Below are 24,840 nucleotides of genomic sequence, written 5' to 3' on the forward strand. Positions count from 1 at the left end.
CATCCACGCGCTTTCCGTCCTAATAGTCAGACGTGGATGGCCAAGACAAGCTGGTGACAGGCCCGGCCATGACGAGAGCACAGGGGACCCTCGATCCACGGGAGTTAGGTGGACTGGTGCTTGCATGGTAGACAGTCCTGTATTCCCAACAAGGCTTGAGACCCTCCATGCCCATCGTGAACCGAGTCGCCGACCTCCAACCCGATATTCAGGCATGGCGCCGGGACATCCACCAGCATCCGGAGCTGCTGTACGACGTTCACCGCACCGCAGCATTCGTTGCGGACCGGCTGCGCGAGTTCGGCTGCGACGAGGTCGTGACCGGCCTCGGGCAGACCGGCGTGGTCGGCGTGATCAAGGGCAGCAAGCCGGCCGGCGATGGGCTCAAGGTGATCGGCATGCGTGCCGACATGGACGCGCTGCCCGTCGACGAGCAGACCAACCTGCCTTACGCCTCCAAGACTCCGGGCAAGATGCACGCCTGTGGCCATGACGGCCACACCGCGATGCTGCTCGGTGCGGCCCGCTACCTTGCCGAGACCCGCAACTTCGCCGGCGATGCTGTCGTAATCTTCCAGCCTGCCGAGGAAGGCGGCGCCGGCGGCGCGGCCATGGTCAAGGACGGCCTGATGGAGCGTTTCGGCATCGAGCAGGTCTACGGCATGCACAACGGCCCGGGCATTCCGATCGGCTCGTTCGCAATCCGGCCGGGCCCGATCATGGCGGCGACCGACGAGGTCGACATCATGATCGAGGGCCTCGGCGGCCACGCCGCGCGTCCGCACAAATGCGTCGATTCCGTGCTGGTCGGCGCGCAGGTGATCACCGCGCTGCAGTCAATCGTCGCCCGCAGCGTCGATCCCCTGGAATCGGCCGTGATCTCGATCTGCGAATTTCACGCCGGCAACGCCCGCAACGTCATTCCGCAGACCGCAACGCTGAGGGGCACCATCCGCACGTTGTCGCCGGAGGTGCGCAAGCTGGTCGAGAAGCGCGTGCACGAGGTGGTGGCGGGCGTGGCGCAGATCACCGGCGCCAAGATCGACCTGCACTACAAGCGCAACTACCCTGTCGTGAACAACCACGCTGCGGAGACCGAGGTGGCGCGGCGCATCGCCAGGAACGTTGCCGGCGAGGCCAATGTGCACGAGATGCCGCCGCTGATGGGCGGCGAGGATTTCGCCTACATGCTGGAAGCGCGGCCCGGCGCGTTCATCTTCTGCGGCAACGGCGACAGCGCCGGCCTGCATCACCCAGCCTACAATTTCAACGACGAGGCGATCGTGTTCGGCACGTCCTATTGGGTCAAGCTGGTCGAGGAATCGCTCGCGGCGTCTTAACGCCGCCCCCCGAACCACAAACGAAAAGGGCCCGTGCATCGCACGGGCCCTTTGTCTTTGAGGCGCGTGATCGGCTTCAGAAGATCCGCGAGAAGATCACATACAGCGTGGCCGACAGCGCGATCGCGCAGGGCAGCGTCAGCACCCAGGCCATCAGCAGGTTGCGGATGGTCGCCATCTGCAGGCCCGAGCCGTTCGCGGCCATGGTGCCGGCGACACCCGACGACAGCACGTGGGTGGTCGAGACCGGCAGGCCGAACACGTCGGCGGCGCCGATCGTGGCGGCGGCGACCAGCTCGGCGGAGGCGCCCTGTGCGTAGGTGAGATGGGTCTTGCCGATCTTCTCACCGACGGTGACGACGATGCGCTTCCAGCCGACCATGGTGCCGAGGCCGAGCGCGATGGCGACGGCGACCTTCACCCAGGTCGGGATGAACTTCGTGGCGCTATCGAGGCCGCCCTTGTAGGCGTTCAAGGTCGCGACCTCTTCCTTGTTGAGGTCGTTTTCCTTGTCCTTCATCAGGAAGCGGATCGCTTCCGAGGTCAGGTACATGTCGTTACGGGTGTTGCCGACCACTTCCGCCGGTACCTTGTTGAGCGAGCCGTACTTCGCGACCTGGTCGCCGACATCCTTCACCAGCACCGACAGCGAGGGGTAGGTGCCTTCGCTGATGTGGTGCGAGGTGATGTACTGCGTCACCGCAGGACGAGGATCGCCGATGATCGAGTGACCGGCGCCCTTGGCCGCGATCACCTTGGAGGCGGCCTCCGAGACCTTCTGGAACTGGGCGACCTGGCTCTCCGGCAGCGCGCGGTTGAGCGCGTAAGCGGTCGGCACGGTGCCGATCAGGATCAGCATGATCAGGCCCATGCCCTTCTGGCCGTCGTTCGAGCCGTGGGCGAAGCTGACGCCGGTGCAGGTTGCGATCAGCAGGCCGCGGATCCAGAGCGGCGGCGCCTTGTTGCCTTCGGGCGCGGCATAGAGCGCAGGGTTGCGCACGATGAACTTGAGCAGCAGCAGCAGCACGGCGGCGCAGATGAAACCGAACAGCGGCGACAGCAGCAGCGCGTAGCCGATCTCGGTGGCCTTGCTCCAGTCGACGCCCGAGGTGCCGTCGCGGCCGCGCATGACGGCATTGGCGATGCCGACGCCGATGATCGAGCCGATCAGCGTGTGCGAGGAGGAGGCGGGCAGGCCGAAATACCAGGTACCGAGGTTCCAGATGATCGCGGCGATCAAGAGTGCGAACACCATGGCGAAGCCGGCGCTGGAGCCGACCTGGAGGATCAGCTCGACCGGCAGCAGCGAGACGATGCCGAACGCGACCGCGCCGGAGGACAGCAGCACGCCGAGGAAGTTGAAGAAGCCCGACCACATCACCGCGAATTCAGCCGGCAGCGAATGGGTGTAGATCACGGTCGCCACCGCGTTGGCGGTGTCGTGGAAGCCGTTGACGAATTCGAAGCCGAGCGCGATCAGCAGCGCGACGAACAAGAGGATGTAGGGCAGGAAGGTCGTCACCTTCGTGCCGGTCGCGTTGACGTCGACATAGATGCTGTAGGCAACGAACAGCAGGCCTGCGGCAAGGATGCCGAAGAACAGGATCATCGTGAGCGGGTTAAAACCCTTGTCGAGATTTGGCCTGGAAGCCGGCTGGACGGGCGTCGGATCGCCTACCGCACGGTCGAATGCAACGTCTGTCATTTTTGGACGCCCCTTAACTAATTTGAAGGGGCTATTGTCCGCGATGGATTTGAAGGCTGGATGACAACTGCGTCCTAAAGTCGCTTTCCCACCAGTATTCGCCAGTATTTAGGCGGCGCGTGGGGCTTTCTTCTGCAAACTGGCGGCAATCTTCAGGTCTTCGACAAAGCGCTGATATTCCAGCACTTTGGCTTCCGGATCAGGCAGCCGCAACAGATAGGACGGGTGCACCGTCACCAGTGCCTTGCGTCCCTCGGGCATATCTATGAGCCGGCCACGGGTCTTGCCGATCGGGGTGATCTTGCCGAACACGCTCTGCGCGGCGGTGGCGCCCATTGCCACGATGAGCTCGGGCTGGATTGCCGAAACTTCCCGCTCGTACCATTGCCGGCACGCCCGGATCTCCGGCGTCGCCGGCTTCTGGTGCAGACGGATCTTTCCGCGCGGCACGAATTTGAAGTGCTTGACCGCGTTGGTGACGTAGACCTTGTTGCGGTCGACGCCGGCTTCCTGAAGCGCACGGTCGAGCATCTGGCCGGCCGGGCCGATGAAGGGGTGGCCGGCGAGGTCTTCCTTGTCGCCGGGCTGCTCGCCGACCAGCATGATGGTCGCGTCTTTCGGGCCCTCGCCGAACACGGTCTGCGTCGCGTCCTTGTAGAGCGGGCAGGCGCGGCAGTGCGCGGCCTCCTCGCGGAGCGCTTCGAGATCGTCGGCAGCCAGCTTGCGTGGCATCGGAGCCTCCGGCCGCTTCTGGGGCTTGTGCGGATCGGTTGCGGCATTGGCGATCATGGCGCCGGTCATGCGCTCGGCGTCCTCGATCAAGGGCTTAATGATCGACGCCTCGGGCAGGTTCCTCCAGTATTTCTTCGGCATCTCCGTCTGCATCGCCTTCACCTTCAGCCGCGCCGGGTTGAAGATGCTGGCGTAGTAGCGCCGCCAGGTTTCCTCGAGCCGGTCTTCGCCGGGTGCTTCGCTCTTGCTCACGCCCGACGTGAACGAGAGCGCGTGGCCATCCCAATGCGCACACAGATCGGGTGTCAGGATCGACCATGGCATGTCGGCGAAGCGCTTGGCAAAGAACGGCGCGGCAAGCTCGACGATGTAATGCTCCGGCTCGAACCAGGCGACGTAATGCGCCGCGCGCTCGCGGCCGATCTCGCGGAAGCGCACGAAGGCATGCATCTTGTGCTCGTCGCGATGGACTGCTCTTGCCATGGCGGTGACTTGCGCGACATCAGGATTGGTCGCGACCTCGATGAGATCGTGATTGTCCTTCAATCGCCAGAGCAGGCGATAGAGGATCGCAAAGCGCTCGCCGTCGCGATGCAGGATCGCGGCCTTGGCGAGATCGACGAATTTTGCCGAGACGTTAAAGGTGCTGTCGTTCACCTCAAATATCGGAGACGGGGAGGGCGGTGCAAACAGCTCGGCTTCGCCGCCTTGTACGGTCCAGGTGACATCGGTTGGCTGCACATGATGCAGCACGAGGCTACGCGCGGCTTTGCGCCAGCCGTCGAAATCGGTTTCGGTGTCGAGGGTGATGTACTGCATCAGAAGCCAAACCCCAATTGTGTTGCCTTCGGCTTGAACCGTTCGATCAGCCGCGCCTCGTCGAGGCGATGCGGCGCGGGCCGGTGATCGCTGAGGACGATGAATGGCAGCGCCTTGTTGCGGGGCACATGCAGCCGCGCGAGATCGGAGAGGCGGATCGTGGTGGTGCGCCGCGTCGCGATGATGCGTTCGACCGCCTTGGTGCCGAAGCCCGGCACGCGCAACAGCTCCTCGCGGCTGGCGCGGTTGACGTCGAGCGGGAAGCGGTCGCGATGGCGCAGCGCCCAGGCGAGCTTCGGATCGATGTCGAGCGGCAGCATCGCGCTGTCGTCAACGATCTCCGCAACGTCGAAACCGTAGAACCGCATCAGCCAGTCGGCCTGGTAAAGCCGGTGCTCGCGCAGCAGCGGCGGCTGTACCAGAGGCAAAGCGCGGCTGGCATCGGGGATCGGGCTGAAGGCGGAGTAATAGACGCGCCGCAGCCGGTAGGAGCCATAGAGATTGGAGCTGGTGTGCAGGATGGTGTGATCAGAGGCCGCGTCGGCGCCGACGATCATCTGTGTGCTCTGTCCGGCGGGCGCGAAGCGCTGCGGCCTGGCCTTCGTCTTTGTGCTGCGGTTTTCCTCGGCCTCGTCGAGCTTCAGCCGCAGCCGGCCCATGGTGCGGCGGATCGCGCGCACATCCTTTTCCGGTGCGTATTGCTGCAGGCTCGTCTCCTCAGGCATCTCGATGTTGATGGAGAGGCGATCTGCATATTTGCCGGCTTCCGCGATCAGCGCGTCGTCGGCCTCGGGAATGGTCTTGAGATGGATGTAGCCGCGGAAGTGATGCTCCTCGCGCAGTTTGCGCGCGACGCTGACCACCTGCTCCATGGTGTAGTCGGGGCTGCGGATGATGCCGGAGGAGAGAAACAGGCCCTCGATGTAATTGCGCCGGTAGAAGTCGAGCGTGAGCTTGACCACTTCGTCGATGGTGAAGCGGGCACGCGGCACGTTGGAGGAGGCGCGGTTGACGCAATAAAGGCAGTCGTAATTGCAGGCGTTGGTCAGGAGCACTTTGAGCAGCGAGATGCAGCGTCCGTCCGGCGCGTAGGAATGGCAGATGCCCATGCCCGGCGCGGTCGAGCCCATGCCCTTGCCATCGCTGGAATCCCGCTTCTCGGTGCCGCTGGAGGCGCACGACGCGTCGTATTTGGCGGCATCAGCCAGAATCTCCAGCTTGCGTTGTACGTCCATCGTGGAATCCCTTTGATTCAGCTTACGAATCCGGATGAGCACCAATTCGATTGACTCCCCGGCCGCTGTTAGCTTTATATTAGAACATATCATGAACAAATGAGCCAGCCGTAGGTTCTTATTTTTGAGAACCTCGGCAATCACCTCTGAAGGAGCGGCGTATATGAGCGGCGCACGGATGAACGCGCTTGCGACCTTGCGCGGCCAGATCGAGCGCATCGAGACGGCGGAGGTCGTGCATCAGCACGATCGCGTCGCGCTCGGCCACGACGAGGTCGACAGCGCGCTGAAGGGCGGGCTCGCGCGCGCGGTGATCCACGAGGTGTTTTGCGAGGGCCGGCAGGGAACCGCCGCGACGGGTTTTGTCATGGGGCTTGCGGGGCGTGTCTCGCGGCGCCGGCCGCTGCTGTGGGTGCGGCAGGATTTTTCGGAACTCGAGACCGGCGCGCTGTCGATGAGCGGGCTTGCCGAGATCGGTCTCGATCCGCGCCGCGTGGTGATGGTGCGCGCCGCCGATGTCGAGAGCGCGTTGCGGACCTCGGCCGATGCGCTCGCCTGCGACGCGCTTGGCGCCGTTGTGCTCGAGCTCTGGGGTGAGACGCGGCAGTTCGATCTCGTGGCGAGCCGCAAGCTGACACTGGCCGCGCAAGGCTCCGGTGTCACCGGCCTGATGTTGCGGATGGCCGCGCAGCCGCTGCCCTCGACCGCGGAGACGCGGTGGATGTTGCGCGCGGCGCATTCGCCGCCGGGCCCGGCATGGAGCTCCTGGGGCGCGCCGCGCTTCGATGCCGAACTCTTGCGCAATCGTCATGGCCCGTGCGGCCGGTGGATCATGGAATGGAAATGTGATGAGTGCCAGTTCTCTGAACCGTCGACGTATCCTCAGCCTGTGGCTGCCGCGCCTGCCCATCGATCGGATTCAGCGGTTCTTCGGCGCGCTGGGTAAGACCAATGATCCGAGCATCGTTGTCATCAAGGACAACAATGCGCTGGTGATCCATGCGCTGGACGAAGCCGCCGAGCGCCTCGGCTTGCACATCGGCCAGCCCCTGGCCAATGCACGGGCGATGTGTCCGGACTTGAAAGTGTTCGACGCCGATGTCGTGGCCGATGCGAAGACGCTCAGCGACGTCGCCGACTGGTGCGACCGCTTCACGCCGCTGGTGGCGCTCGATCCGCCGTACGGGCTGTTTCTGGACATCACCGGCTGCGCGCATCTGTTCGGCGGCGAGGCTGCGTTGTTGCAGACCTTCGTCCGCGCGCTCGCCCGTCAGGGTTTTGCCGTCAGCGCGGCGATCGCCGGCACCTCGGTCTGTGCGCGCACGCTGACGCGGCAGGCCTCCGGCACCATCGTCGCCGATGGCGGGGAGGCGGCGGCGATCAGCCGGCTGCCGGTATCCGCGCTTGGTGCGGGCGAGGCCATCACCACTGGTCTGCGCCGCGCCGGCCTGAAAACCATCGGCGATGTCGCCTCGCGCGAGCCGCATGAGATCACGGCGCGGTTCGGCGCGCGGTTCTCCACGCTGCTCGCGCATGCGCAGGGGCATGGCGATGCCCCGATCAATCCGCGCAAACCGCTGCCGGATTATATCGTGGAGAAGCGCTTTGCCGAACCGATCGCCACCGACACCATGATCGCGCTGACGCTGTCGCGGCTCGCCGACACGCTGATCGCGTCCATGGAGAAGCAGGGCAAGGGCGCGCGGCGCCTGGAAGCCGCCTTCTTTCGTACCGACGGCGTGGTGCGCGCGATCATGGTCGAGACCGGGCGGCCGGTGACGCAAAGCAAAGTCATCGACCGGCTGTTTCGCGAACGTCTCGATGCGCTCGCCGATCCGCTGGATCCCGGCTTTGGTTTCGACATGGTGCGGCTGTCGGCGAGCCGCACCGAGATCGTGGTGCAGGAGCAGCGCGATCTCGACGCCCATGTCCATGACAATGACGAGCTCGCCGCGCTGATCGACCGCATCGCCGCGCGCATCGGCGGAAAGCGCGTCGTCGTGCATTTGCCTGAGGATACCCATATCCCCGAATGTGCGGTGCTGGCCGCGCCTGCCCAGCACCATCTCGCCGTGGCCATGCAGGCCGAATGGCCGGCGCGCGCCGAGAGCGAGCCGCCGCTGCGCCCCCTGCGGCTGTTCGACAGACCGGAGCCGATCAAGGTGCCGTTCGCGACCGTGCCGGACGGCCCGCCGCATCAGTTCACCTGGCGGCGTGCGCTGCATGCGGTGGTGCGGGTGGAAGGGCCCGAGCGCATCGCGATGGAATGGTGGCGGCAGGACGGCAAGCAATTGACGCGGGATTATTTCCGCATCGAGGATGCCGAAGGCCTGCGCTTCTGGATCTTTCGCGACGGTCTTTACGAAGGAGAGGTGTTCGACGACGAAGGCAAACCCATTCCCCCCAACTGGTATGTGCACGGTCTCTTCGCATGACCACGCCCGCTTATGCCGAGATCGGCATCACCACCAACTTCTCCTTCCTGCGCGGCGGCTCGGATCCGCGCGCCTATGTGCATCAGGCGAGCATCCTCGGCATTCCCGTGATCGGCATTGCCGACCACAACACGCTCGCCGGCGTGGTGCGCGCCTACAAGGAGCTCGACAATGACAAGGTGCTGCACAAGCCGAAATTGCTGATCGGCGCGCGCATCGTCTTCATCGACGGCACGCCCGACATTTTTGTCTATCCGCGCGACCGCGCCGCCTATGGCCGGCTGTGCCAGCTCCTCACCAGAGGCAAGCGCGGCGACGACATCACGCGGATCGAGAAGGGCGAATGCCATCTCTCTTTTGCCGACCTTCTTGAGTTTTCCGAGGGCCAGCTCCTGATCCTGACGCTGCCGCATCGCTTCGAGCCCGCGCAGGCGCTGGATGTTCTCGCCAAGCTTAAGGACAGCCGCGCCGAGGGCGTGTGGCTGGCGGCGAGCCTGGTCTATCGCGGCGACGACCGCCGCCGCCTGGCGCGGCTCGATGATCTCGCCGCCAAAGCAAACGTGCCGCTGCTCGCGACCAACGAGGTGCTCTATCACGATCCCGGCCGCCGTCCGCTCCAGGACGTGCTCACCTGCATCCGGGAAAAAACCACGATCGAGGCGGTCGGAAGGAAGCTCGAAGCCAACGCCGAGCGCTTCCTGAAGACGCCACGCGAAATGTCGCGGCTGTTCCGCGATTTTCCCGAGGCGATCGCGGAGACCATGCGCTTTGCGGGCAAGATCGATTTCACGCTCGACCAGCTCAAATACCAGTATCCGGACGAACCGGTGCCGCGGGGCAAGACCGCGCAAGAGCATCTGGAGGATCTGACCTGGGCCGGCGTCGACAAATATTTCGGCGGCAAGATCGATGACAAGCTGCGCACGACCCTGAAGAAAGAGCTCGCGCTGATCGCCGAGCTGAAATACGCGCACTACTTCCTCACCGTGCACGACATCGTACATTATGCGCGCAGCCAGAACATCCTGTGCCAGGGGCGGGGATCGGCGGCGAACTCAGCGGTCTGCTACGTGCTCGGCATCACCTCGGTCAATCCGACCAGCGTCGATCTCCTGTTCGAGCGCTTCATCTCCAAGGAGCGGCTGGAGCCGCCTGACATCGACGTCGATTTCGAGCATTCGCGGCGCGAGGAGGTGATGCAATATGTCTATCGCCGCTACGGCCGCCACCGCGCCGCGATCATCGCCACCGTGATCCATTACCGTCCACGCAGCGCCATTCGCGACGTCGGCAAGGCGCTGGGCCTGACCGAGGACGTCACCGCCGCGCTCGCCGACACCGTCTGGGGAAGCTGGGGCAAGGGCCTCAACGACATGCAGGTCAGGCAGGCCGGGCTCGATCCCAGCAATCCCATGATCAACCTCGCGGTCGAGCTTGCGACCGAGCTGATCGAATTCCCGCGTCATCTCTCCCAGCATGTCGGCGGCTATGTGCTCACCCAGGACCGGCTCGACACCTATGTGCCGATCGGCAACGCCGCGATGGACGAACGCACCTTCATCGAGTGGGACAAGGACGACGTCGACGCGCTCAACATGATGAAGGTCGACGTGCTCGCGCTGGGCATGCTGACCTGCATCCGGAAATGTTTTGATTTGATCGACCACCACAAGGGCAAGCGCTGGGTTCTGGCGAGTGTCCCTCAGGACGATCCCAAGGTTTACGACATGCTGTGTGCTGGGGAATCCCTCGGCGTGTTCCAGGTCGAGAGCCGCGCCCAGATGAACATGTTGCCGCGGTTGAAGCCGCGGACCTTCTACGACCTTGTCATCGAAGTCGCGATCGTGCGGCCCGGACCGATCCAGGGCGACATGGTGCATCCGTATCTGCGACGGCGGAACGGCCAGGAAAAGGTGAGTTATCCCTCGCCATCACCCGAACACGGTCCCGCGGACGAACTCTACAAGGTGCTGCACAAGACGAAAGGCGTGCCCTTGTTCCAGGAGCAAGCCATGCGCATCGCGATCGAGGCGGCAAAATTCACCTCCGAGGAGGCTAACGGCCTGCGCCGCTCGATGGCGACCTTCCGCAATGTCGGCACCATCGGCCAGTACGAGGAGAAGCTGATCGGCAACATGGTCGCGCGCGGCTACGATCCCAACTTCGCCAGAAGCTGCTTTGACCAGATCAAGGGCTTTGGCTCCTACGGTTTTCCAGAGAGCCATGCCGCGAGCTTTGCTCAGCTCGTCTACATCTCGTCATGGCTGAAATATCATCACCCCGATGTGTTCTGTTGCGGCCTGTTGAACTCGCAGCCCATGGGCTTTTACGCGCCCGCGCAGATCGTCGGCGACGCCCGCAAGAATGGCGTCGAGGTGCGCGACATCGACGTGTCCTGCAGTTTTGCGCAGAATACGCTGGAGAATATGGACGACGGATATTGCGCCGTGCGTCTGGGTTTTCGCCAGATCGACGGCTTCCACTGGCTCGATCCGGATGAGGAGGAGCTTAAGAGGCAGCAGGCTGAGCGGCAGGGCAAGGTCTATGTCACTCAGGAAGACTGGGCCGACCGCATTATCAAGGCTCGCGACCGCCAGCGGTTCACCTCGCTCGAAGACTTCGCCCGCGACACCGGCCTGCCCAAGCGTGCGCTGATCCTGCTCGCGGATGCCGACGCCTTCCGCTCGCTCGGCCTCGACCGCCGCGAGGCGCTGTGGCAGGTGCGGCGGCTGCCCGACGACGTGCCGCTGCCGCTGTTCGAGGCCGCGACCGCGCGCGAGCAGCCGGACGAGCATGCAAAACCGTTGCCGGAGATGCCGCTGGCCGAGCAGGTGGTCGCGGACTACCAGACTATCCGGTTATCGCTGAAGGGCCATCCGATGGAGTTTTTGCGCGAGATGTTTTCGCGCGAGCGTGTCGTGGCCTGCAGGGACATCAGCCATGAGAACGAGCGGCGCCGCGTCCGCTGCGCCGGCGTGGTGCTGGTGCGGCAGCGGCCGGGCAGCGCCAGCGGCGTCGTGTTCATGACGCTGGAGGACGAGACCGGCATCGCCAATGTCGTGGTGTGGCCCAAGATCATGGAGCAGTACCGCAAGGAAGTGATGGGCGCACGCCTCATCCTGGTCGAGGGCTATATCCAGAGCAGCCCCGAAAAGGTGACGCATCTCATCGCCCAGCGCATGGTCGACCGCTCGCACGATCTGGTCGGCCTCGCCAACGACGCGCTGAGCCGCAAGCATCCGGTGCCGGCAGGCGCCGACCTGATCGAGCCCCTCAACGACGATCCCCGGGCCCACGCGGATATGCCGGCGCAAAAAATCCGCCACCCCCGCAACGTCCGCATCCTGCCGCCATCGCGGGATTTCCATTGAAGATGTGACGCAGAATGCTGCCACACCGTCATTGCGAGCGCAGCGAAGCAATCCAGACTGCCGCCCGTGGAAAGACTCTGGATTGCTTCGCTGCGCTCGCAATGACGAGCTTGTTGAGCCGGGCCGTGTCATACTCTCGGTGTCATACCCGGCGAAAGCGGGGTATCCAGTACGCTGCGGCTTCTCGGTTCTAGCCGCGCTGTCTCTGGAATACTGGATCGCCCGATCAAGTCGGGCGATGACAGAGTGCCCGCTCTAAAAATTCACCCGGTTCGAGATCGCGCCGTCCACGACGAGATTGGAGCCCGTGGTGAACCCCGACACCGGGCTTGCCAGAAACACCGCCGCGCTTGCGATCTCCTGCGGCGTTGCCATGCGGCCCGTCGGGTTGCGCTTCATCGCGTCGTTGTAGCGCTCCGGCATGTTCTGCTCGATCATGTTCCAGACGCCGCCCTTGAAATAGACCGTGCCGGGCGACACCACGTTGACGCGGATCTTCTTCTTTGCGTATTGCCGCGCCAATCCCTTGGCCATGTGGATCAGCGCCGCCTTGATCGGGCCGTAGGAGCTGGCGAGATCGGCCTGCGCCGCCGAGATCGAGGAGATGATGACGAAGGCGGCATCGCCGCTTTTCTCGCCGCTGGCCTCGAGGAACGGCCGCGCGGCGTCGAACGCATGCACGGCGCCGAGCACGTCGAGCCGGAAGTTCTGTTCCCAGGACGCCGCATCGTGGCCCTGCGCCATCGCGCCGGCATTGGCGAACAGCAGGTCGACGCCGCCGAGCTCCTTTGCAGCAGTCTCGATCCAGGATTTCAGCGCCGCGCCGTCGGTGACGTCGACCGGTCCGCCGCTGGCACGGATTCCGCTTGCCTTGAGTTCAGTGACGGTCGCCGCAACCTGATCGGCGTTGCGCGCGCACACCGCGACGTTGGCGCCTTCGCCGGCCAGTGTCGCCGCAATCGCCCGCCCGATGCCGCGCGTGCCGCCGAGGACGATGGCGTTTTTTGCTTTGAGACCGAGATCCATTGTTTGGTTTTCCTTTTTGTTGGTGCAAAGAGTGTAGCCGTTTCAGGAGACATGCTGAACTCTCCAATTCGTCCTTGCGAGCGTAGCGAAGCAATCCAGGAATGCATCCGCAGAGACAGTCTGGATTGCTTCGTCGCAAGGGCTCCTCGCAATGACGACGCGGAGAGGCGGTCCTCTCACTCCGGTGCCGCCCCCACCGGCGGGCCGCCGGGCGGGCGGTGCAGGAAGGTCAGCGAGACGTAGGCGCCGGCCCACGAGCCGATCGCCGCGAAAGCGACATAGAACGGGTTTTCGGTGTAGCTGATCACGGCGTAGGAGGAGAGCAGGTACCAGACCGCGCTCCAGTTCGCCGCCGGCACGCGCTTGCGCGCGATCACGGCCGAGGTGAACATGACATAGACTGCGTCGGTGGCCGCCGTTGCGATGAACACGGCGCCTGCGGTGAGGGGATCTACGGCGGCCATTGCATTCCTTTCTGCGATCATGACATGGTCGCGAAAACTACAGCATGATCCGGAAAATGCGCAGCGGATTTACGAAAAGATCATGCTCAAATCTGAAAGGGAGAGAAGCGGTCATGCAAAGCTCCGCCGATATTCTTAGGGATCTCTGGACCTCCATCGGCGGCGACAAGGCCGCGCTCGAGCGCGTGCGGCTGACCGGCGAGGAGCCGCAAATTCCGTCCTCGTTTCGCGTCGCCGTCGCCGGACAGACGACGATCGCAGCCGCCGGTCTTGCCGCCGCCGAAATCCGGAGACTGCGCAGCGGTGAGACGCAGGACGTCTCCGTCGACATGCGCCACGCCGTCGCCGAATGCCGTTCGGAGCGCTATTTGCGCCTCGACGATAAGCCGCCGCCGCCAGCCTGGGACGCCATCGCCGGTGTCTACAAGACCGGCGACAACCGCTTCGTCCGCTGCCACACCAATTTCCCGCATCATCGCGACGCCGTCTGCAACGTGCTCGGCTGCGAGCCCGAGCGCGACAAGGTTCAGGCCGCGTTGATGCAATGGAAGGGCGAGGATTTTGAAACTGCGGCCTATGCCGCGGGCGGCGTCGTCGCCCTGATGCGTTCCTACGACGAATGGTCCGCGCTGCCGCAGGCGCGCGCGCTCGCCGAACTGCCGTTGGTCTCGATCGAGAAGATCGGCGAGGCCCCACCCAAGCCATGGCCGCAGGGATTGTCGAACGGCGATCGTCCGCTTTCCGGCCTGCGCGTGCTCGATCTCTCGCGCGTCATCGCGGGCCCCGTTGCCGGCCGCACGCTCGCCGCGCACGGCGCGGATGTGCTGCTCGTCTCGGGGCCGGAGCTGCCGGCCATTCCCTGGCTCACCATCGACACCGGCCGCGGCAAGCTCACCACGTTGGTCGAGTTGAAGAGCGAGGCGGGCAGGGCGCAGTTGCGCGAGCTGTTGAAGGGCGCCGACATCTTCTCGCAAGGCTATCGTCCGCGCGCGCTTGCAGCCCTCGGGTTCGCGCCGGAGGATGCAGCGAACATCAATCCCGGCATCGTCTATGTCACGCTGTCGGCCTATGGCCATGCCGGCCCCTGGGCGGAGCGGCGCGGTTTTGATTCACTGGTGCAGACCACGACGGGCTTCAACCACGCCGAGGGGCAGGCCGCGGGCATCGACGGTCCGAAGGAATTGCCGGCGCAGATGCTCGACCATGCCACCGGCTATCTGATGGCGTTCGGCGCGATGATGGCCAAGGCACGCCAGGCCCGCGAGGGCGGGAGCTGGCACGTGCGCGTGTCGCTGGCGCAGACCGGACGCTGGCTGTGGAATCTCGGCCGGCTCGATGGCGGCCTGGACACCCCGGATCTTACGGGCGAGGCCGTACATGCTGCATTCATCGAGTCCATGCCATCTGGCTTCGGCACGTTGAAGGCGGTGCGCCATTCCGCGCTGCTGTCGACCACGCCGGCGCGATGGAGCCGCCCGGCGATGCCGCTCGGCAGTCATCCGCCACAATGGCCGGCGCGAAACTGACGTGAAGCTGACGCGATGCAATATTTTAACGCAAACGGAAAGGTGGCTGGCGTTTTTTAGGTTGTTTGAAATCCCAATTCAGCACTATTAGCGCGACCGATAAGGCAGGCGTCTGCCGAGATCGTCGCAGACTTGACCGGGCCCCATGGTAGTTGAAAATACCAAGCGATTGCAGGTGTTTACAAAACAACGGGTGATCACATCCGTAGTTTTACTGGCACTCGCCTGCGCCGGTGCCTATGGCTTCCTGCGTGCGGGGGCCAAGGAAAAGAGCCACTCCGAGGTCTCCAGCCAGTCGCGCAGGAATGCGCAGAATTTCACGCCGACGCCGTCCGAGTGGGCGACGCTGACGATCGAGCCGGTCAAGGCCAAGACCTTCCGGGCCGAATATGTCACCGAGGGCAAGGTCGCGGTCGACGAGGATCGCTCGACGCCGGTGTTCTCGCCCTATGCGGGCCGGGTGACCAAGCTGCTCGCCAAGCCGGGCGAGATGCTGAAGCAAGGTCAACCGCTGTTCACGATCGAGGCCGCCGACACCGTGCAGGCCCAGAACGATTTCATCGCGGCGATGACCTCGCAGAACAAGGCGAAGTCTGCGATCGATCTTGCCGACATCCAGTTCAGGCGCGCCAAGGACCTCTATGAGGGCCGCGCCATTCCGCTGAAGGACTATCAGCAGGCCGAAACGACCCAGGTCCAGGCGCAGAACGACGTGCGCTCCTCGGGGACGGCGCTGGAAGCCGCGCGCAACAAGCTGCGCATCCTCGGCTTCACCGACGAGACCATCAAGGCATTCCAGGACAAGGGCGTCATCGATCGGGAGATCACGATCTACTCGCCGATCTCCGGCACCGTCGTGCAGCGAAAGATCGGCCCGGGCCAATACGTCAATTCCGGCGCTAGCGATCCGGTGTTCGTGATCGGCGACCTCTCGACGGTCTGGCTCACCGCCTTCGTGCGCGAGAGCGATGCGGCCGCGGTGTGCATCGGGCAGGACATCAGCGTCAACGTGATGGCGCTGCCGGGCCACCCCCTGACCGCCAAGATCAACTACGTCGCCGCCGCCATCGATCCCACCACCCGCCGCCTGCTGGTTCGCGCGACCATCGACAACAAGGACGGCCTGCTCAAGCCGGAAATGTTCGCCAACGTCACGATCTATTCGGCCGGCGACCGTGCCGCGCCGGCGGTGCCGAAGCAGGCGCTGATCTATGAGGCCGACAAGGTCCGCATCTGGGTCGCGCGCGAGGACAAGTCGGTCGAGCTTCGCCAGATCAAGACCGGCCTCATCAATGGCAATTTCGTCGAGATCACCAGCAATCTGAAGCCAGGCGAGCAGGTCGTCACCAAGGGCAGCCTGTTCATCGACCGCGCGGCGTCCGGTAGCTGATCGACGACCCAAGAAAATTGAAGACCTGAATGGATCGTCTCGTCGCCCTTGCCGTCAACCGGCGCTTCCTGATGGTCGGGATGTTCTTCGCCGTGCTGATCGGCGGCCTGATCGCGTTCAACCAGCTCAACATCGAGGCCTATCCCGATCCGACGCCGCCGATGGTCGACATCGTGACGCAGAGCCCGGGCCTGTCGGCGGAAGAGATCGAGCGCTACATCACGATTCCAATCGAGACCCAGGTCGCGGGTCTGAAGAACCTCACGACGATCCGCACCATCTCGCTCTACGGCCTCTCCGACATCAAACTGCAGTTCTCCTTCGCCTACACCTATGACGAGGCGCAGCAGCAGGTCTTGAACCGGCTGGCGCAGCTCGCGCCGCTGCCGGGCAATGTGCAGCCGCAGATCTCGCCGCTCAGCCCGATCGGCGAAATCTTCCGTTACCGCCTCGTCGGCCCGCCGAACTACAGCGTGCTCGACCTCAAGACCATCCAGGACTGGATCCTCCAGCGCCGCTTCCGCGCCGTACCCGGGGTCATCGACGTCACCGGCTGGGGCGGCAAGAGCAAGACCTACGAGCTCCAGGTCGACTTCAACAAGCTCGTCGCCAACGGCCTGACGCTGCCGCAATTGCTCCAGGCGGTCAGCAATTCCAACGTCAATGTCGGCGGCAACACCGTCAATATCGGCCAGCAATCGGCCGTGGTACGCGGCGTCGGCCTGATCCGTTCGATCGACGACCTCGCCAACACCATGGTCTCGCAGACCAACGGCAATCCGGTGTTGGTCAAGGACGTCGCCACCGTCACTGTCGGCCAAAAACCCCGTCTCGGCATTGCCGGCATCGACGATTCCGACGACATCGTGCAGGGCATCGTCCTGATGCGCCGCGGTGAGCAAAGCTCGCCAACCATCAAGCGCGTCCACCAGCTCGTTCAAACCATCAACAACTCCAGCATCCTGCCGCCCGGCGTGCGCATCGAGCGCATCTACGATCGCGGGGACCTGATCGAACTCACCACCCACACCGTGTTGCACAACATGGTGGTCGGCATCCTGCTCATCGTACTGTTGCAGTGGATGTTCCTCGGCGATCTCCGCAGCGCGCTGATCGTCGGCGCCACCATTCCGTTCGCGCTGTTCTTCGCCGTGATCATCCTGGTGCTACGCGGGGAATCCGCGAATCTGCTGTCGGTCGGCGCGATCGATTTCGGCCTCATCGTCGACGCCACCGTCATCATGGTGGAAGCGATCTTCCGCCGCCTGACGCAGACCACGCCGGTGTCGGAATCCGAGCAGATGTCGCCCGAGACGCTGTTCGGCATGAAGAGCCACGCCATCCTCAGCGCCGCCGCCGACGTGTCGCGCTCGATCTTCTTTGCCGCCGCCATCATCATCGCGGCGTTCCTGCCGTTGTTCACGCTGTCCGGCGTCGAGGGCAACATCTTCGGGCCGATGGCGCGCACCTATGCCTATGCGCTCGCCGGCGGGCTGCTCGCGACCTTCACGGTTACCCCGGCGCTGTCCGCGATCATTCTGCCTGCGCATCTCGAGGAGACCGAGACGAGGGTCATGCGGATCCTGCACCGGATCTACATGCCGGTGCTGAATTGGGCCGTCGCCAACCGCGGCATCATGCTCGGCGGCGCGGTCGGTCTCGTGCTGATGACGGTGGCGCTCAGCCGCCTGCTCGGCCTCGAATTCCTGCCCAAGCTGGAAGAGGGCAATCTCTGGATCCGCGCCACGCTGCCGCCGACCATCTCGCTCCAGGAAGGCAACACCTACGTCAACGAGATGCGCAAGCTGATCCGTGCCCGGCCCGAGGTGGAATCCGTGGTGTCGCAGCATGGCCGCCCCGATGACGGCACCGACGCGGCCGGCTTCTTCAACGCCGAGTTCTTCGCCCCCCTCAAGCCCGCGAGCCAATGGCCGGGGACGCACGACAAGGAAGAGTTGACCGCGCAGCTATTGAAGCAGCTCGACGATCGCTTCCCAGGCGTCGAATTCAACTTCTCGCAATATCTCCAGGACAACGTCTCCGAAGCCGTCTCGGGCGTGAAAGGCGAGAACTCCATCAAGCTGTTCGGCAGCGATCTCCAGGCGCTCACCGACACCGCCAACAAGATCAAGTCGGTGCTGGCGACCGTGCAAGGCGTCACCGACCTCGCGGTGTTCACCTCGCTCGGGCAGCCGACCATTCAGATTGACATCGACCGTGCCAAGGCCGCGCGCTATGGGCTCGCGCCGGGCGACATCAACGCCACCATCAAGGTCGCGATCGGCGGCGATACCGCGGGCGATCTCTACGAGCCGGGCTCCGATCGTCACTTCCCGATCATCGTCCGCCTCGCGCCGGAATATCGCAGGAGCGCCGAGGCGATCCAGAATTTGCGCATCGGCGCGCCTGGCCCCAACGGCACCGTCACGCAGATTCCCCTGAGCGAGGTCGCCACCATCAGCCTCGTCTCCGGTGCCGCCTACATCTATCGCGAGCAGCAGGAACGCTATCTGCCGATCAAGTTCTCGGTGCGCGAGCGCGACCTCGGCAGCGCGATCCGCGAGGCGCAACAGAAGGTCGCCGAGCAGGTGCAGCTGCCGCCCGGCGCGCACATGGACTGGGTCGGCGAGTTCGGCAATCTCCAGGACGCCATCCGCCGGCTGTCGATCGTGGTGCCGATCTCGCTGGCGCTGATCGGCGTGCTGCTCTGGTTCAATTTCGGCTCGATGACCGACACGCTGCTCGCCATGAGCGTGATTCCGATGGCGATCTTCGGCGGCGTGCTCGGTCTCTTGATCACCGGCACCGCCTTCAGCGTCTCCGCCGCGATCGGATTCATCGCGCTGTTCGGCATTGCGGTCATGGACGGCATCATCATCCTGTCGCAGTTCAACCAGCTCATCGAAGAAGGCATGGACCGCGTGAGCGCGGTGATACGCACCGGCGAGTTGCAGCTCCGGCCGGTGCTGATGACCTGCGTCGTTGCCGGCGTCGGCCTGCTGCCGGCGGCGCTGTCGGAAGGCATCGGCTCGCAAGTGCAGAAGCCGCTCGCCGTCGTCGTCGTCACCGGCATGATGCTCGCGCCGGTCGTGATCCTCGTGACCTTGCCGGTCCTGATCTCCTTCTTCTCCCGCCGCGCGCGCTGATCGCGCGCCGTCGCCGCGCCTCAGAATCCGTAGAGACGCGCGGGATTGTCGACCAGGATCTTCTTGCGCACCTCCGCATCCGGCGCCCACACCGGAAGCTGGTTGAGGAGCCGGCCGTCTTCGATCTGATAGAAGGGCGCGATGTCGGTGGGCTTGCGTCCCTCGACGGGGCTGGAATCCGGATGCGGCCAGTCGGTGCCCCAGACGATGCGGTCCGGGTTCGCCGCGATCAGCGCCCGGGCATAGGGCACCATGTCCTGATAGTCGGGCGCGAGGTTCGACGAGCGATAGGCTCCCGAGATCTTCACATAGGCCTTACCGGATTTGACGAGCGCGATCAGGTCGGAGAATCCCGGCTGCTCCAGTCCGAGCGACGCCTCGAGGCCGCCGAAATGGTCGAACACAGCCGGCACAGGCGAAGCCAGCACGAGCTCCTTGATCGCCGAGATCATCGGCAGCGTGGTGTAGAGCTGCACGTGCCAGCCGCGTGCCTTCATGCGCTCGACGGCGGCGGTGAAGCGCGCGCGGCCGACATTCGGATCGCTGACGCCGCCGGTGGCGAGATTGATGCGACTGCCGCGAAAACCGTCCGCCTGCATCGCGTCGAGCTGGGCTTCCGTGGTCTTGTCGTCGATCACGGCCACTCCGCGTGCGGTCGCGCCGCGCGCCTTCATGCCGAACAAGGTGGAGGAATTGTCGGTGCCATAGACGCTCGGCGTCACGATCACGACGCGCTCGATATGCAGCGCCTTGTGCAGCGCCGCCATTTCCTCGGGGCTTGCCGGTTCCGGCGTATAGACGCGCCCCGCGAAGAACGGAAACTTTTCGACGTCACCATGGATGTGCGTGTGGCAATCGCAGGCAAGGGCCGGAACGTCGAAATCGACCGGCGTCGCGGGCTGCGCCGCACGGGCGTGAGCTTTGTTGGTCATGGCTACTCCGGCGGCAAGGGAGGCAAGCAGGACGCTGCGTCGGTTGAGCATGGTTCTCTCCCTGCTTCGTTATTTTTGAGGTGGGACCGGAACAATATCACATCAGCCGGGTAGCCGCTCCGCTTCACTGCATAGCTGCTCGACAAGATCCGCAAGCCGGCGTGAGCCGTCGATGCGCACGACCGGGCAGGGCAGGCCCGCGAGCCAGGCTTCATCTTTTGTGAGACTGCGGCCCTCGCGATCGCCGGCTTCGTAGCGCGAGGCCCATTCGACGAACGACTCCGTCTCCTCGTGACGCCAGCCGCCCTGTGCGACGGCATCAGCTCCGAAATGCGTAGCCTCGCGGCCACGCAGGCGCTGCAAGCGAAGCTCGCGCGGTGTCGTCACAAAGACGACAAGATCGAAGAACGGGACGAGTTCGTCGCCCCAGCCGGTGACGGTTCCGCTCAGCACCCAGTCGAGACGCGGCAGAAACATCTCGCGCATCAGGCGCAGGCGCTCCGCGGCAGGGCGCGTCGTCTGGTGGGGCGGCACGGTCGGCAGCCAGAAATAATCGTCGCTGTCGTGATGCGGCAGCGCAAGCCGGCCGGCGAGCGCGCGACCGAGCGTCGTCACGCCGGAGCCCGAAGCTCCCATCAGATGGATGCGGCGGCTCTTCATCGGCATCAGGCCAGACGATTTGAAACTACTGCCCCGACGGCGTGCGCAGGCCGTGCCAGGCGTCGCGGACCTGCTGGTAATGCACCTCGGGCAGATAGTCCGGCGTGTTGAGGCTGAGCGTCTTGACGTCGAGATGGCCGACGGCGCTGAGCAGCGTGTAGGAGGCGATGACGCGGTCGCGCAGTGCGCCGATCAGGCGGGCCTTGGCCTGGATCAAATCGGCCTGCGAGTTCAGCACGTCCACCGTCGTGCGCTGCCCGCCGGCGGCCTCGCGCTGCACGCCCTGGAGCGCGACGGTCGCCGCCTTCACCTCTGATTCGGAAGCGGAGACCGTGATCTTGGCGCCCTCATTGGCGACCCAGGCGCTGGTCGCCGCCGTGCGCGCCTGGTTGCGGACCTGGTCGAGCACGAGCCGGCTCTGCGCCGTGATCTCCTTGGCCTGTCGGGTCTGTGCGGCGGCCTGGCCGCCGTCGTAGATCGGCGCGGTGACGTTGGCGACGATCGAGGCCTGGTCTTCGGCGATGGTGCTCAGCGTCGGGTCGTTGCTGCGGCTCTTGCTGGCACTGCCCTGGAGACTGGCGCTCGGCAGCAGCGCGCCCTCGGCGACGCGGATGTTGGTCGAGGCGACATCGACGTCGAAGCCCGCCGCCATCACCGCTGGATGCTGGCGGATCGCCGTCGTCAGCGCATCCTCGCGGCTCTTCGGCAGATAGCGGTCGACGACTTCGGCGGGCCGAAGCTGCGATGGCGCATTGCCGATCACCTGCGCGTAGACCGCCTGGCTCACCGCCAGCGCGACTTCCGCGGCGTTGAGGTCGGCGAGCCCCCGGCTGAGCCGCGCCTCGGCCTGGGCGCTGTCGGTCGGCGTGACGTCGCCGGCGTTGAGGCGGCGTTGGGTGACGGCGAGCGTCTCGCGCAGGAACGCGACGTTGGAGCGTTGCGCCTCGACCAGTGACTGGTTGGCCAGCACGTTGGTGTAGGCGGTGACCGCGTCGAGCAGCACGCCTTGGCCGACATTGCGCAGCGCCTCGCGGCCGGACTGCACCTGAAGTTCCGCAGCGCGGACGCTGTTGGCGGTGCGGAACCCGTTGAACAGGGTCTGCGTCACGGTGACGCCGATGATCCACGGCTTCAGATTGGCGGTCTGGATCGTGTTGTCGGGCAGCAGATTGCGCACCGATTGCAGGCCGGCGCTGAGGCTTGCCACGATCTGCGGCCGGTAGCCGGCGAGGGCCTGCGGCACGTTTTCATCCGTGGCGCGTTGCCGCGCGCGCTCGGCATTGAGCTGCGGGTTGGTCTGGTAGGCCTTGGCGAGCGCCTCCGGCAGGGCTTCCGCCCATGCGGCGGAGGGCAGGGCGCAACAGAGCGCCAGCGTGGTCCATGTCGCAAGCACAGGACCCACGCCCGATCGATGCCGCGTCATCACGCGACCAACTCTGGCGGCACGCCCAATCATGTAATCCTGCTAAACCCCGGCTGTCCGCCCCCGCCGACGGTGGCCTCTTAACTGTTTAACCAGCCGGGGTCCCGCAGGCAAACTGCCGCGGGGAAAACCCCCATCTATTCCGTGCTTGTTGCAGGTGCGTCACAGGGTTTCTGCACCAGAGCGGCGAAGCCTTACACCAGCCTGACCGCTCGCGGGCATTACCGGTTCTTGTTGACAGGCTTGCGCTTCTCGATGAACGCCGCCATGCCCTCGGAGCGGTCCTCCAGCGCGAAGGTCGCGTGAAACAGGTTGCGCTCGACGCTCATGCCTTCGGCGAGCGTGGTCTCGAAGGCGCGGTTGACCGCTTCCTTGGCCATGGCGACGGCGGGCCGCGACATCGATGCGATCTTTTCGGCGGCTTCCATGACCTCGTCCATGAGCTTGTCGGCGGGCACGATGCGGCTGACGAGGCCTGAGCGCTCTGCTTCCGCCGCATCCATCATGCGGCCGGTGAGGCAGAGGTCCATCGCCTTCGACTTGCCGATCGCGCGGGTCAGGCGCTGGGTGCCGCCGATGCCGGGAATGGTGCCGAGCGTGATTTCGGGCTGCCCGAACCTGGCGGTGTCGGCGGCGATGATGAAGTCGCACATCATGGCGAGCTCGCAGCCGCCGCCGAGCGCATAGCCCGCAACCGCGGCGATGGTCGGCTTGCGGCAGCGCGCGACGCGATCGCCGCCGATCGCGGCGAAATCCTCGGAGAACATGTCGATGAAGCCTTTCGGCTGCATCTCCTTGATGTCGGCGCCGGCGGCAAAGGCCTTCTCGCTGCCGGTCACGACGATGCAGCCGATGGCGTCATCGGCCTCGAGATCGTCGACGGCCGCGGCGATCTCGCGGAAGACGCCGAAGGAGAGCGCATTGAGCATCTTCGGCCGGTTCAGCTTGATGATGCCGACCGCGCCTTTGCTCTCGACGATGATGTGTTCGAACGTGCTCATGCTCCACCCACGCGTTTGATTGGGCGGGCAATGTGCCCGCTGGCGCGGTGGGCTTCAAGGGCCGAAAAGCTGTCGGAACGAGGCCGTCCGGAACGCGCGGCGAGACGCGCGTTCCGGACGAGGTCCCTCACCCCAAAATCAGGCCAAAAACCAGGCCAAGCATCAAGCGAAGAACATGCGTGCGGCAGACGCCAGCGTCAGCAGCGTGCCGACGCCGATGAAGATCTTGCCGATCAGCGAGCTCTGGTCCCAGGCCGAGCTGTGGCTGCTCGCCATCACCGGCGCCGGCCGCGCGTCGGTTGCGGCGATCACCGCCTTCTGTGCCGGCGGGTCCTGTTGGAGGGCGCGGTCGATGTCGTTGAGCTGATCGGGCGCCACCACCTGAGCCTCGTCATTCGGCGCGGTGGTATTATCGGCTGCAGCCTGAACGTTGTCGTTGGCGCGGCCGGTCAACGCGGAGGCCGCGGCAGCCGTCGGCGTATCGGCTGCGGCGATCTGCGCGTTGGCGTTGGCGACTGCCGGCGGCATCTGGCTCAAGGCCGGCACGTCGTTTTCGGCCTTCGCCGCGCCGTCCTTCTTGTCGGCCTTGTCGTCGGATTTCTGCGCCGTCTTGCCGCTGTCGCGGTGGCGCGATGCATGGCGCCGCTGCTTGCTCGGCTTGACTGCGTCGGCCTGGTTGCCCGCGCTGTCCGATTGGCTGCTTGCGGCTGAACTCGGTGCCGCCTGTGCAGCGGCTCCGACCAGCACGAAAAGGCCGGCAAGAAGAATCAGTGCGGCGCGCCCGCTGGCTTTCATCATGTTGACGATCTCCCCAATTCCGCCTGTCCCGGGACCGAACAGAGCCCCTGGGGCGTGACCACAGCGGGGCAAAAAATGGGAATCTTCGGGCTATCCCGGGCAAAAGCGGGGCAAACCGCCGCCTCGCAACCGGCCGCCGGATGCGGACGGGACCGATCGGTGTTATGAGCCGTCGCGGGTTTCGACGGCCGCATCGCGTGGCGAGGCACGGCGCAGATCACGAAGTCGTGATCTTTCTGGTGCCGGCGTAACAAACTGAAAGAGCTGCCGAATTGCATGGTGAGGGCGCGTGCGCGGACGTGAGGACGAGTGGACCGGCCTGATGCGGTCGGCCATGGCAGGCGATGATGCGGCGTATCATCGCCTGTTGAAGGCGGTCACGCCTGTGCTGCGCGCTGCCGCGAGGCGGGGTCTGGCGCGGGCCGGGCAGCCTCCCGACCAGGCCGAGGATATCGTGCAGGAGATTTTGTTGGCGGTGCATCTGAAGCGGCACACCTGGGACAGCGAAGCCCCCTTCGCCCCGTGGCTGTTTGCGATCGGGCGCAACAAGCTGATCGATGCGCTCCGGCGGCGGGGCCGGCGGGTCTTCGTCAACATCGACGATTTCGCCGAGACGCTGCCGGGCGAGGCACCGCAGGAGACGGCCTCGGCGGCCGAGGTCGCAACGCAGCTCGACACGCTGCCGCAGCGCCAGCGCGACGTGCTGCAGTCGATCGCCGTCGACAGCGCTTCGATCAAGGACACGGCGTCAAAGTTTTCGATGAGCGAAGGTGCGGTGCGGGTCGCGCTGCATCGCGGACTTGCGGCGCTGACTGCCAAACTGCGGGACCACTAGTC

At 65.0% G+C, this 24,840-nt stretch carries 18 protein-coding genes; 8 read left to right on the forward strand and 10 right to left on the reverse strand.

Features of this window, described 5'->3' with window-relative positions; genetic code table 11:
• Positions 1–167: 167 nt before the first annotated feature.
• Positions 168–1,340: a M20 aminoacylase family protein gene (locus AB7535_RS05835; RefSeq protein WP_085403878.1), complete on the forward strand. Its 1,173-nt coding sequence runs from the start codon at positions 168–170 to the stop codon at positions 1,338–1,340.
• Positions 1,341–1,416: 76 nt separating this feature from the next.
• On the opposite strand, the gene AB7535_RS05840 is transcribed toward AB7535_RS05835, so the two are convergent.
• From AB7535_RS05840 to AB7535_RS05850, 3 genes are all read right to left on the reverse strand, one after another.
• Positions 1,417–3,045 (reverse strand): inorganic phosphate transporter, encoded by a 1,629-nt coding sequence (locus AB7535_RS05840; protein WP_028146969.1) that lies wholly within the window; start codon positions 3,043–3,045, stop codon positions 1,417–1,419.
• Between the two features lie 108 nt (positions 3,046–3,153).
• Positions 3,154–4,596, reverse strand: coding sequence for a UdgX family uracil-DNA binding protein (locus AB7535_RS05845; protein ID WP_085403877.1), 1,443 nt, complete (start codon positions 4,594–4,596; stop codon positions 3,154–3,156).
• The gene (locus AB7535_RS05850) at positions 4,596–5,831 is read right to left on the reverse strand and encodes a putative DNA modification/repair radical SAM protein (RefSeq protein ID WP_085403876.1); all 1,236 of its coding nucleotides are present in this window, start codon (positions 5,829–5,831) and stop codon (positions 4,596–4,598) included. Before AB7535_RS05850 ends, AB7535_RS05845 begins: the two co-directional genes overlap by 1 nt.
• A gap of 163 nt (positions 5,832–5,994) precedes the next feature.
• Between AB7535_RS05850 and AB7535_RS05855 the strand changes: the two genes are divergently transcribed.
• Genes AB7535_RS05855 through AB7535_RS05865 form a run of 3 tightly spaced genes read left to right on the forward strand, consistent with a single transcriptional unit; the run spans position 5,995 to position 11,637 of the window.
• On the forward strand, positions 5,995–6,777 hold the full coding sequence (locus AB7535_RS05855) for an ImuA family protein (RefSeq protein WP_085403875.1): 783 nt from the start codon (positions 5,995–5,997) through the stop codon (positions 6,775–6,777).
• Complete coding sequence (locus tag AB7535_RS05860) at positions 6,680–8,266, forward strand: Y-family DNA polymerase (RefSeq protein WP_085403874.1); 1,587 nt, start codon at positions 6,680–6,682, stop codon at positions 8,264–8,266. The genes AB7535_RS05855 and AB7535_RS05860 overlap by 98 nt, the downstream gene beginning before the upstream one ends.
• The gene (locus AB7535_RS05865; RefSeq protein ID WP_085403873.1) at positions 8,263–11,637 is read left to right on the forward strand and encodes an error-prone DNA polymerase; all 3,375 of its coding nucleotides are present in this window, start codon (positions 8,263–8,265) and stop codon (positions 11,635–11,637) included. The genes AB7535_RS05860 and AB7535_RS05865 overlap by 4 nt, the downstream gene beginning before the upstream one ends.
• Positions 11,638–11,892: 255 nt before the next feature.
• Here the strand turns inward: AB7535_RS05865 and AB7535_RS05870 are convergent, their stop codons facing one another.
• Entirely contained in the window at positions 11,893–12,663 is a 771-nt protein-coding gene (locus AB7535_RS05870; RefSeq protein WP_085403872.1) for an SDR family NAD(P)-dependent oxidoreductase, read from the reverse strand.
• 176 nt (positions 12,664–12,839) lie between these two features.
• A complete protein-coding gene (locus tag AB7535_RS05875; protein ID WP_085403970.1) occupies positions 12,840–13,127 on the reverse strand; it encodes a hypothetical protein in 288 nt (95 codons plus the stop codon).
• A gap of 113 nt (positions 13,128–13,240) precedes the next feature.
• Between AB7535_RS05875 and AB7535_RS05880 the strand changes: the two genes are divergently transcribed.
• The 3 genes from AB7535_RS05880 (at position 13,241) to AB7535_RS05890 (ending at position 19,189) form a co-directional block, all read left to right on the forward strand.
• On the forward strand, positions 13,241–14,653 hold the full coding sequence (locus AB7535_RS05880) for a CoA transferase (protein ID WP_439037240.1): 1,413 nt from the start codon (positions 13,241–13,243) through the stop codon (positions 14,651–14,653).
• Between the two features lie 145 nt (positions 14,654–14,798).
• Positions 14,799–16,043: an efflux RND transporter periplasmic adaptor subunit gene (locus AB7535_RS05885; RefSeq protein ID WP_085403870.1), complete on the forward strand. Its 1,245-nt coding sequence runs from the start codon at positions 14,799–14,801 to the stop codon at positions 16,041–16,043.
• A gap of 29 nt (positions 16,044–16,072) precedes the next feature.
• Positions 16,073–19,189 carry an efflux RND transporter permease subunit gene (locus AB7535_RS05890; RefSeq protein WP_063984613.1) on the forward strand — a complete coding sequence of 1,039 codons (3,117 nt, stop codon included), beginning with the start codon at positions 16,073–16,075 and terminating at the stop codon, positions 19,187–19,189.
• 20 nt (positions 19,190–19,209) lie between these two features.
• On the opposite strand, the gene AB7535_RS05895 is transcribed toward AB7535_RS05890, so the two are convergent.
• The 5 genes from AB7535_RS05895 to AB7535_RS05915 all read right to left on the reverse strand — a co-directional run bounded on the left by AB7535_RS05895 (position 19,210) and on the right by AB7535_RS05915 (position 24,003).
• Positions 19,210–20,172 (reverse strand): amidohydrolase family protein, encoded by a 963-nt coding sequence (locus AB7535_RS05895; RefSeq protein ID WP_085403869.1) that lies wholly within the window; start codon positions 20,170–20,172, stop codon positions 19,210–19,212.
• 51 nt (positions 20,173–20,223) lie between these two features.
• Positions 20,224–20,781: a hypothetical protein gene (locus tag AB7535_RS05900; protein ID WP_085403969.1), complete on the reverse strand. Its 558-nt coding sequence runs from the start codon at positions 20,779–20,781 to the stop codon at positions 20,224–20,226.
• 25 nt (positions 20,782–20,806) lie between these two features.
• Entirely contained in the window at positions 20,807–22,237 is a 1,431-nt protein-coding gene (locus AB7535_RS05905; protein WP_094184354.1) for a TolC family outer membrane protein, read from the reverse strand.
• Positions 22,238–22,425: 188 nt separating this feature from the next.
• Positions 22,426–23,205 carry an enoyl-CoA hydratase gene (locus tag AB7535_RS05910; protein ID WP_085403867.1) on the reverse strand — a complete coding sequence of 260 codons (780 nt, stop codon included), beginning with the start codon at positions 23,203–23,205 and terminating at the stop codon, positions 22,426–22,428.
• Between the two features lie 162 nt (positions 23,206–23,367).
• Positions 23,368–24,003 (reverse strand): hypothetical protein, encoded by a 636-nt coding sequence (locus AB7535_RS05915; protein ID WP_085403866.1) that lies wholly within the window; start codon positions 24,001–24,003, stop codon positions 23,368–23,370.
• A 289-nt stretch (positions 24,004–24,292) separates the two neighbouring features.
• Here AB7535_RS05915 and AB7535_RS05920 point away from each other — a divergent pair, with 289 nt between their 5' ends.
• On the forward strand, positions 24,293–24,838 hold the full coding sequence (locus AB7535_RS05920) for a sigma-70 family RNA polymerase sigma factor (protein WP_028146986.1): 546 nt from the start codon (positions 24,293–24,295) through the stop codon (positions 24,836–24,838).
• Positions 24,839–24,840: the final 2 nt, after the last annotated feature.

This window comes from Bradyrhizobium sp. 956_D2_N1_4, from assembly GCF_052076025.1.
GTDB classification, from domain to species: Bacteria; Pseudomonadota; Alphaproteobacteria; order Rhizobiales; family Xanthobacteraceae; genus Bradyrhizobium; species Bradyrhizobium barranii.

Coding starts and splice junctions, on each gene's coding strand:
- AB7535_RS05835 (WP_085403878.1), top strand. CDS start 168: ATGCCCATCGTGAACCGAGTCGCCGACCTCCAACCCGATATTCAGGCA.
- AB7535_RS05840 (WP_028146969.1), bottom strand. CDS start 3,045: ATGACAGACGTTGCATTCGACCGTGCGGTAGGCGATCCGACGCCCGTC.
- AB7535_RS05845 (WP_085403877.1), bottom strand. CDS start 4,596: ATGCAGTACATCACCCTCGACACCGAAACCGATTTCGACGGCTGGCGC.
- AB7535_RS05850 (WP_085403876.1), bottom strand. CDS start 5,831: ATGGACGTACAACGCAAGCTGGAGATTCTGGCTGATGCCGCCAAATAC.
- AB7535_RS05855 (WP_085403875.1), top strand. CDS start 5,995: ATGAGCGGCGCACGGATGAACGCGCTTGCGACCTTGCGCGGCCAGATC.
- AB7535_RS05860 (WP_085403874.1), top strand. CDS start 6,680: ATGAGTGCCAGTTCTCTGAACCGTCGACGTATCCTCAGCCTGTGGCTG.
- AB7535_RS05865 (WP_085403873.1), top strand. CDS start 8,263: ATGACCACGCCCGCTTATGCCGAGATCGGCATCACCACCAACTTCTCC.
- AB7535_RS05870 (WP_085403872.1), bottom strand. CDS start 12,663: ATGGATCTCGGTCTCAAAGCAAAAAACGCCATCGTCCTCGGCGGCACG.
- AB7535_RS05875 (WP_085403970.1), bottom strand. CDS start 13,127: ATGGCCGCCGTAGATCCCCTCACCGCAGGCGCCGTGTTCATCGCAACG.
- AB7535_RS05880 (WP_439037240.1), top strand. CDS start 13,241: ATGCAAAGCTCCGCCGATATTCTTAGGGATCTCTGGACCTCCATCGGC.
- AB7535_RS05885 (WP_085403870.1), top strand. CDS start 14,799: ATGGTAGTTGAAAATACCAAGCGATTGCAGGTGTTTACAAAACAACGG.
- AB7535_RS05890 (WP_063984613.1), top strand. CDS start 16,073: ATGGATCGTCTCGTCGCCCTTGCCGTCAACCGGCGCTTCCTGATGGTC.
- AB7535_RS05895 (WP_085403869.1), bottom strand. CDS start 20,172: ATGCTCAACCGACGCAGCGTCCTGCTTGCCTCCCTTGCCGCCGGAGTA.
- AB7535_RS05900 (WP_085403969.1), bottom strand. CDS start 20,781: ATGAAGAGCCGCCGCATCCATCTGATGGGAGCTTCGGGCTCCGGCGTG.
- AB7535_RS05905 (WP_094184354.1), bottom strand. CDS start 22,237: ATGATTGGGCGTGCCGCCAGAGTTGGTCGCGTGATGACGCGGCATCGA.
- AB7535_RS05910 (WP_085403867.1), bottom strand. CDS start 23,205: ATGAGCACGTTCGAACACATCATCGTCGAGAGCAAAGGCGCGGTCGGC.
- AB7535_RS05915 (WP_085403866.1), bottom strand. CDS start 24,003: ATGATGAAAGCCAGCGGGCGCGCCGCACTGATTCTTCTTGCCGGCCTT.